We start from the raw sequence: 15,569 nt of genomic DNA on the forward strand, positions 1-15,569 counted from the left end.
AGGGAGAATCAGTCAATACCAACGATCTTGTGCATCTGGATGGTCAGGCGCCAGCGGGGATGCTGCAGGCAGTAACCCACGGCCTTGCGGGTATTGCTGGCCTTCACCGGGTCGACACCCCCTTCCGGCATTGCGGGAGACGCCATGGGAGAGAGGAAATAGTACCGGGCGTTGATGGACAGGAATCGCTCCGGCATCGCCAGGGGCTGGGGGTAAACCAGCTTCAGCTCGTCGCATTCGCGGATCACCACCCTTGCATCCGCCTTGGGACTCACACACAGCCAGTCAATGCCCGATGGCGCCGGCAAGGTACCGTTGGTCTCCACACCCACCTCGAACCCCCGTTTATGGAGCGCAGCAATGAGGGGCTCATCCAGCTGCAACAGCGGCTCACCACCGGTACAGACGACATAGGGCTTCGCTCCCTGCTGATCACTTCCCGGGCCATCAAATGGCCAGAGTGCCACGATGTGATCGGCCAGCGCTTCTGCCGTATCGAACCGGCCACCATTCTGACCATCCGTTCCCACAAAATCCGTATCGCAGAAGCTGCACACAGCGCTGGCCCGGTCCGCCTCCCGGCCATTCCACAGGTTGCACTTGCTGAAGCGGCAGAACACGGCGGCCCGGCCAGCCTGGGCACCTTCACCCTGCAGGGTGTAAAAGGCCTCTTTTACACGGTACATCAGTTACGCGCCTCATAGGGCAGCGGATCGGTCATTCCGTGGGCGGCAAAGGCTTCCAGGCGTTCCACGCACGATCCACAGACGCCACAGGCCTTGTCACGCCCGTTGTAACAGGTCCAGGTCCGGCTGTAGTCGAGGTCCATGGCAAGCCCCTCCGCCAGGATGTCGGTCTTGCTGGCGCGGATGTAGGGGGCTTCAATGCGAACCGGTTCATAGTTGGCAATTCGGCAGACCGCATCCATTTTTTCCACAAACTCGGGGCGACAGTCCGGGTAGATGGCATGGTCGCCTCCATGGGCGCCAAACCAGACCGCATCAGCCTCCACCGTAACCGCATACCCGGTGGCCAGGGACAGCAGGATCATGTTGCGGTTGGGCACCACAGTGGATTTCATGGAGGCTTCCTCGTAATGCCCCTCCGGTACCTCACCACCGCCGGTGAGAGACGAGCCGGCCATAACTGCCTTCATGGCGCGGATATCGATCACCTTGTGGGGAATACCAAGCTGTTCGCAGACCTCTGACGCGGCCTTCAGTTCGCGGACGTGCCGCTGGCCATAGTCGAACGACAGGGCATGAACCTCATGCCCGTCTGCCAGGGCACGGTGCAGCAGGGTAAAGGAATCCATACCCCCCGAGTAGATCACAACGATACGTTCAGACACCTGTCCTCCTGCTTGTAAAACGGACATTCTTGCCAAACGGACACTGGCGGTTAACCCGAACGTCGTTCAGCATGACGGCGTTCGCGGTGCCAGCCAGGCCCGCGGACTTAGTATTGTAACAGCCACCCGCGACTATGGGTTCGCGTCAGACCAGAGGGACGGTTACACTTTGCAGACAGCACAGCAACTGACCGAATTGCCGATGATCCATGCCTCCACACCGGCCTTTATCGATTTTGAGGCTTCCAGCCTCGATCTGATCGCCAGCTACCCGATCGAGGTCGGGGTGTGCCTGCCGGATGGTGCAGTGTACAGCTGGCTGATCCGTCCCCACGTGCTATGGCACGACTGGTCAGAAAGCGCCGAGGCAATCCACGGCATACCCCGGCCGGTACTGATGGAAAAGGGCCATACCGTGCACCAGGTGGCAGGCTATCTCAATAACCTGCTCACCGGCCAGGTCTTCTGTGACGCCTGGACGTTCGACAGCTTCTGGCTGCACCGGCTGTTCCGCGCTGCCGAGATGCAACCCGGGTTCCAGCTGGAATCCATCTCGCTTCTGCTCAACCCCGCCCAGGTCCGCCGTTGGACGCCGGCCCGCCAGAAGGTCATTGCTGAACTGGGCCTGCCGGTGCACCGGGCCGCCAACGACGCCCGCATTCTGCAGACTACCTGGCAGCTGGTTACCGCTGCGGACCAGGACCATTCCGACCCGCTCCACAATCACTGAGCTCTCACCGCCTGCCTGAACATAAAAAAGGCGCTGCGGGAAACCCGGAGCGCCAAGACAATAAAGGAGAGATCACACAGTAACTGACATGAACTGACGTGCTACTGCGGATTGCACAACGTAAAACACGTGACGTTTATAATTATCGTTACCGTGCGGACCGCAGTCTGTACGGGTTTGCCGAAGGCAGGGTTACTGCGTATGACTCCCCCAGGTATGCCCATTTGCAAAGTCCGGCGTCCGCGATACACTGATCGTTGCTGGCCATCATACGGTCGGCGTACACCGAACGGTATTACCTGAACAATTTCTGAACAGAGCCATAACGGAGAGTCCCGATGGGCTTGAAGAAACAAGACCACCTTGTCGATACGACTGCACGGAGCAGGGCCCTGATGCCTCTTCGTAGCATGGTGATTTTCAGGTAACGCTTTCGGCCCTGCCCGGAAGCTTCAGGCGACCGGGCATGCAGTCTTACGCATGAAAACCCGGTCCCGTGAGGCCGGGTTTTCTGGTTTTTGCAGCCGCAAAACGGTAAGGAGAGTGCCATGAACAGACCAACAACCAGACGTGCCGCCAACGTTCCGGCCAGCCGCCGGCCCGGGCCCATCCGCCGTCCGGAAAAATTGCCGCTGCTGGATGCCATCTGCAAGAAGCTGAACCAACGGGTCAACCTGGACGACGAGCAAAGCGTACTGGGCCTGTATGAGCGGGGCTGGATCTTCAATGGGGTACTTGCGTCCCTGGATGGGGCGGAAGCGCGCTATGTGAAGGCGTTGGCGAGTCGCTACAATTCCTGGATTGCCCGCCAGGTCGCGTAAGGTCGGCGGACCGATGAACTGCTATAGTCTGGCTCATGTAACCAGGGAGTGTGCCATGAGCCAGACATCCGTTGCCGATACCCTCCGGGAATACCTTTCATTGCTTGAACTGCTTGATGATGCCTACTGGGAAGCGGGCAGCATCGCCCACAAGGATCTGCTGTACGACATTATCACCATCTTCCACCAGGAAGTAGCGGAGCTGAACAAGCTGAGCATCCAGGACCACCACTACCCCTACGAGGTGATTACCGAAGGTGTGCGTCGGGTGGTGCCACAGCTGGAGCGCCTTGACGAGCAACGCCATGAGATTATCCAGCGAACCCAGACATTGACGGACTTCCGGGATATTGTGTCGTCGGTACTGGGCATTCTGGAAGCGCAGCTACGTACCATCTGAGGTAAGGTCTTCGGCCGGGGCCGGGGTGTACACCTCGGTCCGGTTCCGCCCCAGGCTCTTGGCCAGGTACATGGCCTTGTCCGCGCGGTTACAGAGCTCGTCGGCGCTTTCCCCATGGTCCGGATAGACCGCCACGCCGATGCTGACCGTCATTTCCAGCGACTGCTCCGCCGCCACCGGAACAGGCTCCGAGGCAACACGACGCCGCAGGCGTTCGGCCGTATCACATGCCTCCGCCACCGACATTTCCGGTAACACCACCAGGAATTCCTCGCCCCCGAAGCGACCCAGGGTATCCACGGTTCGCACGCTGTCCGCCAACCGCAGGCTCACTGTCCGCAGCACCTTGTCTCCGATGGCATGCCCCCAGGAGTCATTCACCCGTTTGAAATGATCCAGGTCGACCCACAGCACCGCCAGCTGGCGACCATAGCGTTCGGCTCTGACCAGCTCTTCCTGAAGGATTCGCTCGGTTTCCCGTCGGTTGAACTGGCCGGTGAGGGGGTCCAGGGTTGCCAGCTCGGACAGTCGTTCTTCAAGCCGCTTGCGCTCGGTAACGTCGAGGACTATGCCCTCCAGCACCATTCCGTGGTCATCCTCCACTCCACGACCACGCTCCCAGACCCAGATGCTCTCCCCGGTGGCGCGCCGGATACGATACTCCACCGAGAACGTCGAGGCGTTACCGATAGCCCCCTCTACTTGGCGGAGTACGTCACTGGTATCACCAGGCTCAATCAGTTCCGCCCAGGCAACTTTTCGATTATCGACCAGGTCCTCCGGCTTATAGCCGGTAAGTTCCTCACAACCACTGGAAACAAACTTCATGGTCCAGAACTCATCATAGAGACAGCGGTAGGCCATGCCCGGCAAGCTGTCCATGAGGTTGGCGAGCTTCCTCTCGCTGGCCTTCAGGGCATTCTCGGCCGCCCGTTGTTCGGTAATATCCACACCGATGGCGATCGAACCCGCCACCTCCCCCCGGGAGTCCTTCAGGGCTCGGGAGTTCCATGAGATCAGGCGTTCACCGTTATGTTTCGCCAGGATGCGGGTCTCAAGACCTTCCACCTCTTCCTCGCCTGCAACGATTCCCCGCACCCGGTCGATTACCCAGGCCCGATAGCCCGGGTCAGGGTACAGTTTCTGCCATATTTCAACGCTTCCGGTAATCTCATCGCTGGTATACCCGCTGATGCGCTCGGCCGCCCGGTTCCAGACGAGCACTTTTCCATTCGGGTCGAGCACATTGAGCCAGACATTCGCATTATCAATGACGCCTTGCTGGAACTGGCTCAGACGCAGAATTTCCTCCTGCTGGGCCTTGCGCATATGAAGCTGTTCCCGGTCCCTGCGCAACTGGCGCAGCAGCACCAGGCAAAGCACAGCGGCGGTCACCAGGACAAAGGCCCACCCTTTCCAGGTTTGCAGGCGGCTGAGGGTGACCGGATCGCTGACCAGCCGTTCGAGGGCCGCGTCAGAGAACAGGATCCACAGCGCACCGGTCACAAGGTAGGCCATGGCTATCTTGAGTGAACGTCCCAGGGCCGTTCCCTGTGTGTGGTTATTGTCCATGGGTAGTCAATTGTCCTGATGTATTATGTGCCGGTCACTAATACCCGGCCGGGGCCGGACTGACCTGCAAACTGCCTGACAGTAGTCTGCAATGACGTTAGTGTGTCACACCGGCCACGTCGACCACTTCAACAATCTTTTACGACTGTCATACTTGATGAGATAGTCTGGCAGGTCAACGAGCCGGTGCACCGCCGGTGACTTTCACTGAACAGGAACTCCAGGTATGGCAGCAGGGCCCCCCGCAACGGCAAAAGAGGAAAATACCAGGGCGCTCTGGTCCTGGGCCCTCTATGACTGGGCCAACAGCGCCTTCTTTACCATTATCCTGACCTTTATCTTTGCCCGGTATTTCAGCCAGTCCGTGGTACAGGACGACGTTGCCGGTACCAGTGCCTGGGGCAATATCGTTGGGGTGTCCGGCATTGTGGTTGCCCTGCTGGCCCCGGTGCTGGGAGCCATTGCCGACCAGACCGGCCGGCGCAAACCCTGGCTGATAGCCTTCACCCTGTTGTGCGTACTGGGCAGCGGTATGCTGTGGTTTGTGGAACCGGGTAGTGGTGATCTTTGGTTCTCTGCTTTCTGGGTCAGCGTGGGCATTCTGGGGGCCGAGTGCGCGTTTATTTTCTACAACGCCATGCTGCCTGACCTGGCCTCTCCCGGCCGGCTCGGACGATGGTCCGGCTGGGCCTGGGGGCTGGGTTATGTGGGAGGTGTTACCTGCCTGGTGGTGGCCCTGTTCGGGTTTATCGAGGGCAATACCGACTGGCTGGGGCTGGACCGGGAGAACCTGGAACATGTGCGGGCCACCTTTGTGCTGGTAGCCCTGTGGTATCTGCTGTTTTCCCTGCCGGCTTTCTTCTTCATTCCGGACCAGCCGTCCCGGGGGCTGTCCATGGGCCAGGCGATCCGCTCCGGTCTGGGCCAGCTGAAGGACTCACTAAGCAAGGTAAGGGAGCTGGGGCATATCCTCCGCTTTCTGGTGGCCCGGATGCTCTATACCGACGGACTGGCTACCATATTTACCTTCGGGGGCGTGTACGCCGCCGGCACCTTCGGTATGAACCAGACCCAGGTGCTACAGTTTGCCATCGCCCTGAATGTGACGTCTGGCCTGGGGGCACTGGGTTTTGCCTGGGTGGATGACGCCCTCGGCGGCCGCAATACCGTCCTGTTATCGCTGATCGGCCTGGGCACCAGCGCCCTGGCGATTCTGCTGGTGGATTCGGTGCTCTGGTTCTGGGTCTGGGGCATGATTCTGGGCATCTTCGTCGGCCCGCTGCAGTCCGCCAGCCGGTCCTATATGGCCCGGGTGGTACCGCCGGAACTGCAGACCCAGATGTTCGGCCTGTTCGCCTTCTCCGGCAAGGCCACTGCCTTCGCCGGGCCCCTGCTGGTGGGCTGGGTAACGGTAGCGACCGGCAGCCAGCGCTGGGGCATGGCCACCATCCTGGCATTCCTGGCGGCGGGCTTCCTGATCATGCTGACGGTGCCCCAGGCCTCGAAGGTACGTCACCAGCCGTCCTGACTTGTCCCGGTTTCAGGGTTATCCTGCACCGGGAAAAACAGAAGTATCGGAGAGACCATGACCCCAGCCGTTGACCTTGTGCGCAAGGAGGGTATTGCCCACACCCTTCACGAATACCCCCACGATCCCAGGAGCGAATCCTACGGCACCGAGGCAGCCGAAAAGCTGGGCCTGGACCCGGACCAGGTGTTCAAGACCCTGGTGGCGGAGACCGACACCGGCGAGCTTGTGGTCGCCATCGTCCCGGTGTCCGGCAGCCTTAACCTGAAACAACTGGCAAAGGCGGCAAAGGCCAGGAAAGCGGCCATGGCGGACAAGCAGAAGGTACAGCGCACCACCGGGTATGTACTCGGGGGCGTCAGCCCGCTGGGTCAGAAAAAGGCACTGAAAACCATTATTGACGACTCAGCGCAGGCCTTCGACACTGTTCACGTCAGCGCCGGTCGGCGGGGGCTGGAAATTGAGCTGGCACCAGCGGATCTGGCGAACCTGACCCGGGCCTCATTTGCTTCTATCAAGGCATGACAGGGGTTGCCTGGGCCGTTTGAAAACTACACCCCCGTAAATACCCGTCGACAAGGACCCTTCGGTGAGCACCCTTCGACAAGCTCAGGGTGAGCGGGGAGAAGGAACTCTGGGGGACCCCGCTCACCCTGAGCTTGTCGAAGGGTACCTCTCGAAGGGCCGATCACCCCGACCTTGTCAAAGGGGCCTCTCGAAGAGCCGATCGCCCTGAGCCTGTCGAAGGGAGCCTGTCGAAGGGCCTTGGCAATAAAAAACCCGAAGAACGTCACCGCCCTCCGGGTTCCTTGCAGCCTGCCAGCGTGTTACTTGCCGGCGGCCTGCTGACGAGCTTCCTCAAGGATGGCATTGAGGGTCTCGCTGGGCTGCATGATCTTGCAGACCTTATCCGCGGGCGGGTGGTAGTAACCACCGATATCCGCTGGATGGCCCTGGATCACGCTCATTTCTTCCAGAATCTGGTCCTTGTTTTCTTCCAGCTTCTTCGACAGTTTCTCGAAGAAGGCCTTCAGATCCCTGTCCTTGTCCTGGTTGGCCAGCTCTTCCGCCCAGTAACGGGCCAGGTGGAAGTGGCTGCCACGGTTGTCCAGCTCACCCGTTACCCGTGAGGGGGACTGGTTGTTTTCCAGCAGACGGCCGGTGGCCTTGTCCAGCGCTTCCCCCATCAGGCGGGCACGCTCATTGTTCTGCTTTTCACCCAACTCTTCCAGGGAGACCGCGATGGCGAGGAATTCACCCAGGGAATCCCAACGCAGGTGGTTCTCTTCCAGCAGTTGCTGTACGTGCTTGGGTGCCGAACCGCCGGCCCCGGTTTCGTACAGGCCACCGCCGTTGAGCAGCGGCACGATGGACAGCATCTTGGCACTGGTGCCCAGTTCCAGAATCGGGAACAGGTCGGTGAGGTAGTCACGCAGCACGTTACCGGTGACAGAGATGGTGTCCTTGCCACGGATCAGGCGTTCCATGGTATGGCGGATTGCCATGACCGGCGGCATGATGCGGATATCCAGCCCTTCGGTGTTGTGCTCCTTCAGGTAGCTCTCCACCTTCTTGATCAGCTGGGCATCGTGGGGACGTTCGTCGTCCAGCCAGAATACAGCAGGCATGCCACTGGAACGGGACCGGTTAACGGCCAGCTTGACCCAGTCGCGGATCGGCAGGTCCTTGGTCTGGCAGGCCCGCCAGATGTCGCCCTGCTCGACCTTGTGCTCGGTCAGAACGGAGCCGTCCTCAGTTACGACACGGACAATTCCCTCTTCGGGAATCTCGAAGGTCTTGTCGTGTGAACCATATTCCTCGGCCTTCTGGGCCATCAGACCCACGTTGGGTACGGTACCCATGGTGGTGGGGTCGAAGGCGCCGTGGGTCTTGCAGAAGTTGATCACTTCCTGGTAGATGGTGGCGTAGGTGGACTCGGGCATGACTGCCTTGGTGTCCTTGAGCTTGCCGTCACGGGCCCACATCTTGCCGGAATTACGGATCATGGCCGGCATGGAGGCGTCGACGATCACGTCACTGGGCACGTGCAGGTTGGTGATACCCTTGACGGAATCCACCATGGCAATTTCCGGGCGATGCTCGTAGGTCTTGTGCAGGTCTTCCTGGATCTGCTCCTGCTTGGACTCCGGCAGCTGCTTGATCTTCTCGATGACCGAAGACAGGCCGTTGTTCGGATTAACACCGATTTCCTGGAACAGGTCACCGTACTTGTCGAACAGCTCCTTGTAGAAGACCTTCACCGCATGCCCGAACACGATCGGGTGGGAGATCTTCATCATGGTGGCCTTGACGTGCAGGGAGAACATCACGCCGGTCTTTTCGCAATCCTCGATGGCATCCTCGAAGAATTTCACCAGCTTCTGCTTGCTCATGAACATGCCGTCGAGCACTTCACCTTCCAGCAGGAGCAGGTCGGACTTCAGTACGGTCTGCTCGCCCTTGCTGTTCTCGAACACGATGCGGGCATTGGTGGCCTTGTCCAGGGTCACAGACTGCTCGCTGGAGTAGAAGTCACCACCGCGCATGTGGGCCACGTGGGTGCGGGACGCCGGGCTCCACTCACCCATGGTATGGGGGTATTTGCGGGCAAAGGCCTTTACGGCAGCCGGGGCGCGACGATCCGAGTTGCCTTCACGCAGTACCGGGTTTACCGCGCTGCCCAGTACCTTGGAGTAACGGGCCTGGATTTCCTTCTCTTCGTCGGTTTCCGGGTGTTCCTTGTATTCGGGAACCTTGTAGCCCTGTTCGTTCAGTTCCTTGATGGCGGCGCGGAGCTGGGGGATGGAAGCGCTGATATTCGGCAGCTTGATGATGTTGGCTTCCGGGTTCTTGGTGTACTCGCCCAGTTCAGCCAGGGCATCGGGAACACGCTGGTCTTCTTCAAGGTAGTCGGGGAACGTCGCCAGGATACGGGCGGCCAGGGAAATGTCGCTGGTCTCGAAGGTAATACCCGCTGGCGTGGTGAACGTCTGAAGAATAGGCAGAAGTGAGCGGGTCGCCAGTGCCGGAGCTTCGTCGGTCAGTGTGTAGACAATCTTCGGGTTTGATTCTGTCATGTGCGTCCTCAAGGTTGGTTGTCAGTTCAGGACGGTCAGGGCTGATACCGGCGTCTTGTGGACTCCGGATTCAGGAAGCTCTGTTGCACGGGGCATCAGATAGGTCAGAGCCTCCTTACGCAGACACTGATTACGAACTTTTTATTGGAGCTAGACAATATACCAGTTTTTAGGTCACTCAGGTTACGATTTTAGTCTAAAGTCGCAGCCCACGCCGGTTGACAGAGGGCACGGGTAACGACCCACACGGCGGATTTGCGGGTCGTTTTACGGTACCGGAACCTTCCGGGCAGCGCCGGACCATCAGGCCCCGGAGGCCAGCAAACCCGCGTCGGCCAGTGTTTTCCGGATGCTGTCCAGGGCTTCCGGATTGGCCAGGGCGTCCCGGTTATCCGAGCGGGCCGAGCCGTTGAGCAATCGCGCGACCGCCAGCTCAACCTTCTTGCCACTGCGGGTGTAAGGGATATCCGAAACGGCGAGGATATGCTTCGGCACGTGGCGGGGACTGGCCCCCTCCCGGATGCGCTGTCGCAGGGTCTGGCTGAGTTCCCCGGTGAGATTCCGGCCGGCTGCCGGCACAACCAGCAGCACGATTTCCACATCGCCGTCCACTTGCCGGCCAACGACCAGGCTGTCCGCCACCTCGCCGATGGTTTCCACCTGGCGATAGATTTCCGCAGTGCCGATACGGACCCCGCCCGGGTTCAGGGTGGCGTCAGAGCGACCATAGATAATCGCGCCCCCATGCTCGGTGAACTCAATGAAGTCACCGTGTGCCCATACACCCGGGAAGGTCTCGAAGTAGGCGCTTCGATAACGCTCACCGTCCGGGTCGTTCCAGAACCGCACCGGCATGGAGGGCAGCGGCTGGCGACACACCAGTTCGCCACGGCCTTCGGTAACTGGCCTGCCGTCATCGCCATAGGCCACCGCATCCACGCCCAGGAAGCGGCACTGGATCTCGCCACGGCGTACCGGCAGCAACGGGCAGGCGCCGACAAAACAGCCACAGATATCGGTACCCCCGGCAATGGAGCCCAACAGGACCTCCGGTGCCCCGTCACGGTAGACCCAGTCATAGTCCTCGGGTAGCAGCGGCGAGCCTGTCGAGAAGATCACCCGCAGATGGCTCTGATCCAGGTCCCTTGCCGGGCGGATTTCCGCCTTGCGGCAGCCGGCCAGGAACTTCGCACTGGTGCCAAAATGGGTGATTCGTTCGCTGGCGACCACCTCCCACAGCATATTGATGTCCGGGTAACCCGGCGACCCGTCTACGGTCACCACGGCCGCGCCGGTCATCAGTGCCGACACCTGCCAGTTCCACATCATCCAGCCACAGGTGGTGAAGTACAGGAAGCGGTCGTCTGGCCCTACATCGCCGTGGAGCATCAGTTCCTTGGCATGGTTCACCAGGATGCCGGCACTGCCATGGACAATGCACTTGGGCTTGCCAGTGGTACCGGAGGAATAGAGGATATAGACCGGATGGTCCGGCGGCAGCGGCGTGAAGGAGGGCGCCTGATCCTCACCGCTCGCCAGGGCCTCGTCCCAGGTGGTGACCTTGTCACCAGTCAGGGGCTCGTCATCGGGCAGCTGGGGAATACTGACCACGCATTTCAGGGACGGCAGCTGCACTACCAGTTCTGCGAATTCTGCCTGGCGGGGGAACACCTTGCCGCCGTAGCCATAACCGTTGACCGTGATCAGTGCCGCCGGCTCGATCTGGCCAAACCGGTCATTGATGGCGCCAACCCCGAAGTCAGGGGACGCCGAACTCCAGATAGCCCCCATGCTGGTGGCAGCCAGCATGCCGACAATGGCCTCGTAACCGTTAGTGACGATACCTGCCACCCGATCCCCCTGCTGCACACCCTTGCTGCGCAGGAAGGCCTCCAGGGCACCCACATCCGCTTTCAGCTGGCGGTAACTGCGGCGCAGTACCGGCCGGGTCTCGCAATGGGCCACCACCGCTTCGTTGTCCGCATGGTCCCCTTCCGCCATCCGCAGCAGGTTGGCGGCGAAGTTCAGCTTCATGCCCGGAAACCACTGGGCGCCTGGCATGCCACGACTGCCCAGCACCTTGTCGGCAGGGGTATCGCAGACCAGGCCGCACCAGTCCCAAACCTGTTGCCAGAAGGTGTCCAGGTGCTCAATGGACCACTGGTGCAGGGCATGGTAATCCGCAAACGGGCCGTAACCCTGCTGCTCCAGGGAGGCCTTGAATCGGGCCATGCGGGACTGCTCCAGGATCTCCTGTGACGGAGTCCAGACAATGGGGGATTGCTCTGTTGTACTCATCCGAATCTCCTGTTTACTGCATATGCCAGCCGTGGCTGACCACGATGGACTGGCCCGTCAGGGCAGAGGACGGGAAGGCAGCCAGGTGCACAGCCAGCTCCGCCACATCCTCTACCGTGGTGAATTCACCGTCCACCGTGTTCTTCAGCATCACGTTGCGGATAACCTCCTCCTCGGAGATACCCAGCTCCTTCGCCTGTTCCGGGATCTGTTTTTCCACCAGCGGCGTGCGCACAAAACCCGGGCAAATGATATTGCTGCGCACCTTGTGTTCGGCCCCCTCCTTTGCCACCGCCCGGCACAGGCCCAACAGGCCATGCTTGGCGGCCACGTAGGGGGACTTGAGAGGTGAGGCCTCCACTGAATGCACTGACCCCATGTACAACATGGCGCCGCCCTTGCCGGCGTACATCTGTTGCAGCGCAGCCCGGGTTACAAGGAACGCGCCGTGAAGGTGGACATCGATGACCTTCTGCCAGTCAGCGTAGGCCAGCTTGTGGATGGGGTCGATATGCTGAATGCCGGCATTGGCCAGGGCGATGTCGACGCCGCCCCACTTGTCAGCCACCGCCTTGAAGCCGTCATCCACGGCCTGCTCGTCGGTCACATCCATGGCCAGGGCCATAGCTTCACCACCGGCCGTCCGGATGGCGTCAGCCGCTTCAGTGGCGGTTTGCAGGTCCAGGTCTGCAATGGCAACCCGGGCACCTTCCCGGGCATAGTGTTCGGCAATGGCGCGGCCAATACCCCGGCCAGCGCCGGTGATGAGGGCTGTTCTGTTCTTGAGTCGCATAGCGGATACCCCTTCTTGTTACATTGTTGGTAGTCGGGACCCGGATTTAGCAGCATCTGTGCCGGTTATTATTTTTATTTTATATCAGTAAGTTAACACTATTGCTTTGGGTCATTAGCGAATGATTTGTCCTGATTCCCGGACAAACCATGGATCAGGTGTCCAGATTACGGGACAGGCGTCCGGTTTTCAGGACACCTTGCCAAGCTTCTCATACAGGGCTGAGCGGGACACTCCCAACAACCTTGCTGCGCGAGTCCGGTTGCCGCCCGTTGCGTTCAGTGCAGCATTAATGGCATCAGCTTCAGCCCGGGCCACCACGTCGGCGAGGGGCCTGACAGGCAATGTGGCCGCGTTCCCAGCCCCCCCGCCAGAGCTCCTGCCGGCTTCGGCCGTTCCCTGCGGCGGCAATGCCTGGGACAGTGCCCGCACATCCACCACAGAAGCATCCTCCGCCAGCGTCAGTGCACGCTCAAGGACATTACGAAGCTCACGTACATTACCCGGCCAACTGTGGCGCCCCAGCAGATCCAGCGCGTCACGGGTGATGCCCGCTTCGGGGCCAGCTCCGCCGGCCAGTTCCGCCAACAGCCCCTCACACAGTATGCCGAGGTCGGCAGGCCGTTCGCGCAGTGGCGGCACAAGTATCTCCAACACATTCAGACGATAGTACAGATCCGGTCTGAAACGTCCCCCGGCAATCATGGCCGGCAGGTCACGACTTGTTGCGGCAATCACCCGGACATCCACGGACTGAACCTGGCCCGAGCCCAGTGGCTCCACCTCGCCTTCCTGCAGGGCGCGCAGAAGCTTTGCCTGCATCGGCAACGGCATGTCACCGACTTCATCAAGAAACAGGGTACCGCTGTGGGCCATCTGGAAACGGCCATCACGATACTTGCTGGCGCCGGTGAACGCCCCGGGCGCCACACCAAAGAACTCCGCTTCCAGCAGGGTTTCCGGCACGGCGGCCACGTTGACGGCCACAAAGGGGTTGTCCGCGCGCCCCGAAGCGGCGTGGATAGCCTGGGCCAACACCTCCTTGCCGGTGCCGGTTTCTCCCCGGATAAGCACCGGCATGTCCCGCCCGGCCGCCAGTCTTGCCTTGCGCTTGACCTCCAGTGCCTGCGGCGTCGCGCCGACAAAGTCAGACAGGCTGTACCGGGCACTTCGCGAGCGCCTGGCCAGGGCCTTGCGGGCGGCCTGCAGGTCCTGGTGCAACCGGCGATAGCGGGCAACCAGTGGGGTCAGCGGTTGCAGGTCATCATAGAGAATGCATGCGATAGCGCCGTTGACCTCACCCTGCCCGTCGTACCAGGGCAGGCGTGTGACGACCAGTTGCTGCCCCTCATGCTCCATGATGTCCAGCAACAGGGGGTCGCCGCTTTCCACCACTTCGGGCATACGGCTATGGGGGATTATGCGCCGGACCGGTTGCCCGATAACGTCGCCCTGACGTTTGCCGAGCAGCTGGCAGTAGCTGTCGTTAATCCAGGTAATCCGGGACTCCCGGTCAACAGCAATGGCGCCGGCACTGGCCTTCTCGAACATCGCCATTAGTGCATCGATCATTTCCCGGGTTAGCCCTTGTATACGGCCGGGCTCATAGGCTTCTGACATACCTTTCTCTTGTTGTTTCTACGCAAGGCATCACGTCCTTGACAGTGAAGACTGACCCGACTGAGGCCGGCCGCCGTATGCCCTGATCAGGAGCCTGACGGAGGGACTGCCGATGAAACTCGCTCGCTGGTTGTTCGCGCCTGGCGTTCTGCTGCTCAGCGCCTGCACAATCCACGTCAATGCGCCGGATCATCCGGTGATGCCAAAGCATACCGCGTTGGAGGAGCGACTCAACATCCGCTACTCGCCAGTGGACTGGCCCGAGCCACTTCATGCGGACCTTTACCTGGCACAACGGCCATCGCCGGGGCCTGCCGTACTGGTGGTCCATGGCGGTGGATGGGAAGGCCGCTCCCGTGCAGACATGACCGACACGGCCCGCGAACTTGCCCGACATGGTTTCACGACCATGAACATCGATTACCGCTTTGCCCCGGAACACCAGTATCCGGCCCAGCTCCGTGACCTGCAAAAGGCACTGGACTGGCTCAGGCAGAACCACCGGGAGCTGAACATCGACCCTCACAGGATAGCCGGCTTCGGTTACTCCTCCGGCGCCCACCTGGTGAGCCTGCTGGCCACGGTAACCAGCAGCGATCACCCGGACCGGGCTCCCTGGAATCCCGACCAGCGTGGCCTGGTAGCGGTGGTTGCCGGGGGCCTGCCCGCAGACCTGCGTACCTTTGGCTCCGGTCGCCTGCTCAGGCAGTTCCTTGGCGACACCCGGGAAGCAATGCCGGAGCGCTACCGGCGCGCCTCACCGGCCGCGTGGGTGACACCGGATACGCCGCCGCATCTGTTGTTCCATGGCAACTGGGACCGCCTGGTGCCTGCCTCCCAGGCACGGGACTACCAGCAGCGACTGGCCAAAGCCGGGGTGAGCAACCAGCTATTGCTGATGCGCGGTCAGGGCCATGTCACCAGCTTCCTGTTTCGGAGCACAGTGATGGACGAGGCCCTGGTGTTCCTCCACAGGCATACCGTCACCCCAGCCGGAGAAACGGAGCCAGTGAAACCCCCAGAATGAACAGCAGCGCCAGCAGCGCGGCAATGACGGTCACCGGCTTGCGCAGGAACTGGTGCCATACGCCGGTACCCCTACCTTCCTTCACGGCCTCTTCCCACGCCTGACGCTGGGTACTCAGCCGCTTCGACTGATAGGTTTTGAGCAACTCCCTTGCCCGCTCTGCCTCTGCCGCGTCATGCACCCAGAAGCCCCCCATACTGATTCCCCAGAACGAAGGGGGCGTTTCGTAGTAGTTAACGTCGTGCTCCTCGAACAGGGCACGGATCTCATCGGCCTCGTCATCGGGTACATGGCGCAGATTCATCAAATGGTGGGGCATCGGTTACACTCTCCCAGGAGCCTGAAAGGCAAA

Annotated in this window: 14 protein-coding genes; 6 read left to right on the plus strand and 8 right to left on the minus strand. The window is 60.8% G+C overall.

The genetic code is table 11. The annotated features are described in order from the left end of the window. Positions 1-8: 8 nt before the first annotated feature. Positions 9-686: a 7-carboxy-7-deazaguanine synthase gene (gene queE / locus ACESMZ_RS06130; RefSeq protein ID WP_372972350.1), complete on the minus strand. Its 678-nt coding sequence runs from the start codon at positions 684-686 to the stop codon at positions 9-11. After that, positions 686-1,351, minus strand: coding sequence for a 7-cyano-7-deazaguanine synthase QueC (queC, locus tag ACESMZ_RS06135; RefSeq protein WP_372972351.1), 666 nt, complete (start codon positions 1,349-1,351; stop codon positions 686-688). The genes queE and queC overlap by 1 nt, the downstream gene beginning before the upstream one ends. Positions 1,352-1,553: 202 nt before the next feature. Here queC and ACESMZ_RS06140 point away from each other — a divergent pair, with 202 nt between their 5' ends. The 3 genes from ACESMZ_RS06140 to ACESMZ_RS06150 all read left to right on the plus strand — a co-directional run bounded on the left by ACESMZ_RS06140 (position 1,554) and on the right by ACESMZ_RS06150 (position 3,302). Next, complete coding sequence (locus ACESMZ_RS06140; protein WP_372972395.1) at positions 1,554-2,081, plus strand: hypothetical protein; 528 nt, start codon at positions 1,554-1,556, stop codon at positions 2,079-2,081. Between the two features lie 548 nt (positions 2,082-2,629). Beyond that, entirely contained in the window at positions 2,630-2,902 is a 273-nt protein-coding gene (locus ACESMZ_RS06145; protein ID WP_372972352.1) for a hypothetical protein, read from the plus strand. Positions 2,903-2,957: 55 nt separating this feature from the next. Continuing rightward, on the plus strand, positions 2,958-3,302 hold the full coding sequence (locus tag ACESMZ_RS06150) for a hypothetical protein (RefSeq protein ID WP_372972353.1): 345 nt from the start codon (positions 2,958-2,960) through the stop codon (positions 3,300-3,302). On the opposite strand, the gene ACESMZ_RS06155 is transcribed toward ACESMZ_RS06150, so the two are convergent. Further along, entirely contained in the window at positions 3,288-4,874 is a 1,587-nt protein-coding gene (locus ACESMZ_RS06155) for a diguanylate cyclase (RefSeq protein WP_372972354.1), read from the minus strand. The two genes, ACESMZ_RS06150 and ACESMZ_RS06155, sit on opposite strands and share 15 nt — an antisense overlap. A gap of 226 nt (positions 4,875-5,100) precedes the next feature. Between ACESMZ_RS06155 and ACESMZ_RS06160 the strand changes: the two genes are divergently transcribed. Both ACESMZ_RS06160 and ybaK read left to right on the plus strand, forming a co-directional pair. Next, positions 5,101-6,402: an MFS transporter gene (locus tag ACESMZ_RS06160; protein WP_372972355.1), complete on the plus strand. Its 1,302-nt coding sequence runs from the start codon at positions 5,101-5,103 to the stop codon at positions 6,400-6,402. Positions 6,403-6,459: 57 nt separating this feature from the next. Continuing rightward, complete coding sequence (gene ybaK, locus ACESMZ_RS06165) at positions 6,460-6,927, plus strand: Cys-tRNA(Pro) deacylase (protein ID WP_372972356.1); 468 nt, start codon at positions 6,460-6,462, stop codon at positions 6,925-6,927. Positions 6,928-7,229: 302 nt separating this feature from the next. On the opposite strand, the gene ACESMZ_RS06170 is transcribed toward ybaK, so the two are convergent. From ACESMZ_RS06170 to ACESMZ_RS06185, 4 genes are all read right to left on the minus strand, one after another. Then, positions 7,230-9,479, minus strand: a complete 2,250-nt coding sequence (locus ACESMZ_RS06170) for an NADP-dependent isocitrate dehydrogenase (RefSeq protein ID WP_372972357.1) — start codon at positions 9,477-9,479, stop codon at positions 7,230-7,232. A gap of 303 nt (positions 9,480-9,782) precedes the next feature. After that, a complete protein-coding gene (locus tag ACESMZ_RS06175; protein ID WP_372957948.1) occupies positions 9,783-11,777 on the minus strand; it encodes an acetoacetate--CoA ligase in 1,995 nt (664 codons plus the stop codon). Between the two features lie 13 nt (positions 11,778-11,790). Then, a complete protein-coding gene (locus ACESMZ_RS06180; protein ID WP_372957947.1) occupies positions 11,791-12,570 on the minus strand; it encodes a 3-hydroxybutyrate dehydrogenase in 780 nt (259 codons plus the stop codon). Between the two features lie 189 nt (positions 12,571-12,759). Beyond that, positions 12,760-14,190 (minus strand): sigma-54 interaction domain-containing protein, encoded by a 1,431-nt coding sequence (locus ACESMZ_RS06185; protein ID WP_372957946.1) that lies wholly within the window; start codon positions 14,188-14,190, stop codon positions 12,760-12,762. Positions 14,191-14,302: 112 nt separating this feature from the next. Here ACESMZ_RS06185 and ACESMZ_RS06190 point away from each other — a divergent pair, with 112 nt between their 5' ends. Next, positions 14,303-15,217, plus strand: coding sequence for an alpha/beta hydrolase fold domain-containing protein (locus tag ACESMZ_RS06190; RefSeq protein WP_372957945.1), 915 nt, complete (start codon positions 14,303-14,305; stop codon positions 15,215-15,217). Here the strand turns inward: ACESMZ_RS06190 and ACESMZ_RS06195 are convergent. Continuing rightward, positions 15,174-15,536: a DUF6164 family protein gene (locus ACESMZ_RS06195; RefSeq protein ID WP_372972358.1), complete on the minus strand. Its 363-nt coding sequence runs from the start codon at positions 15,534-15,536 to the stop codon at positions 15,174-15,176. The genes ACESMZ_RS06190 and ACESMZ_RS06195 overlap by 44 nt on opposite strands. Positions 15,537-15,569: the final 33 nt, after the last annotated feature.

Source organism: Marinobacter sp. (genome assembly GCF_041690615.1).
Taxonomy (GTDB): Bacteria; Pseudomonadota; Gammaproteobacteria; order Pseudomonadales; family Oleiphilaceae; genus Marinobacter.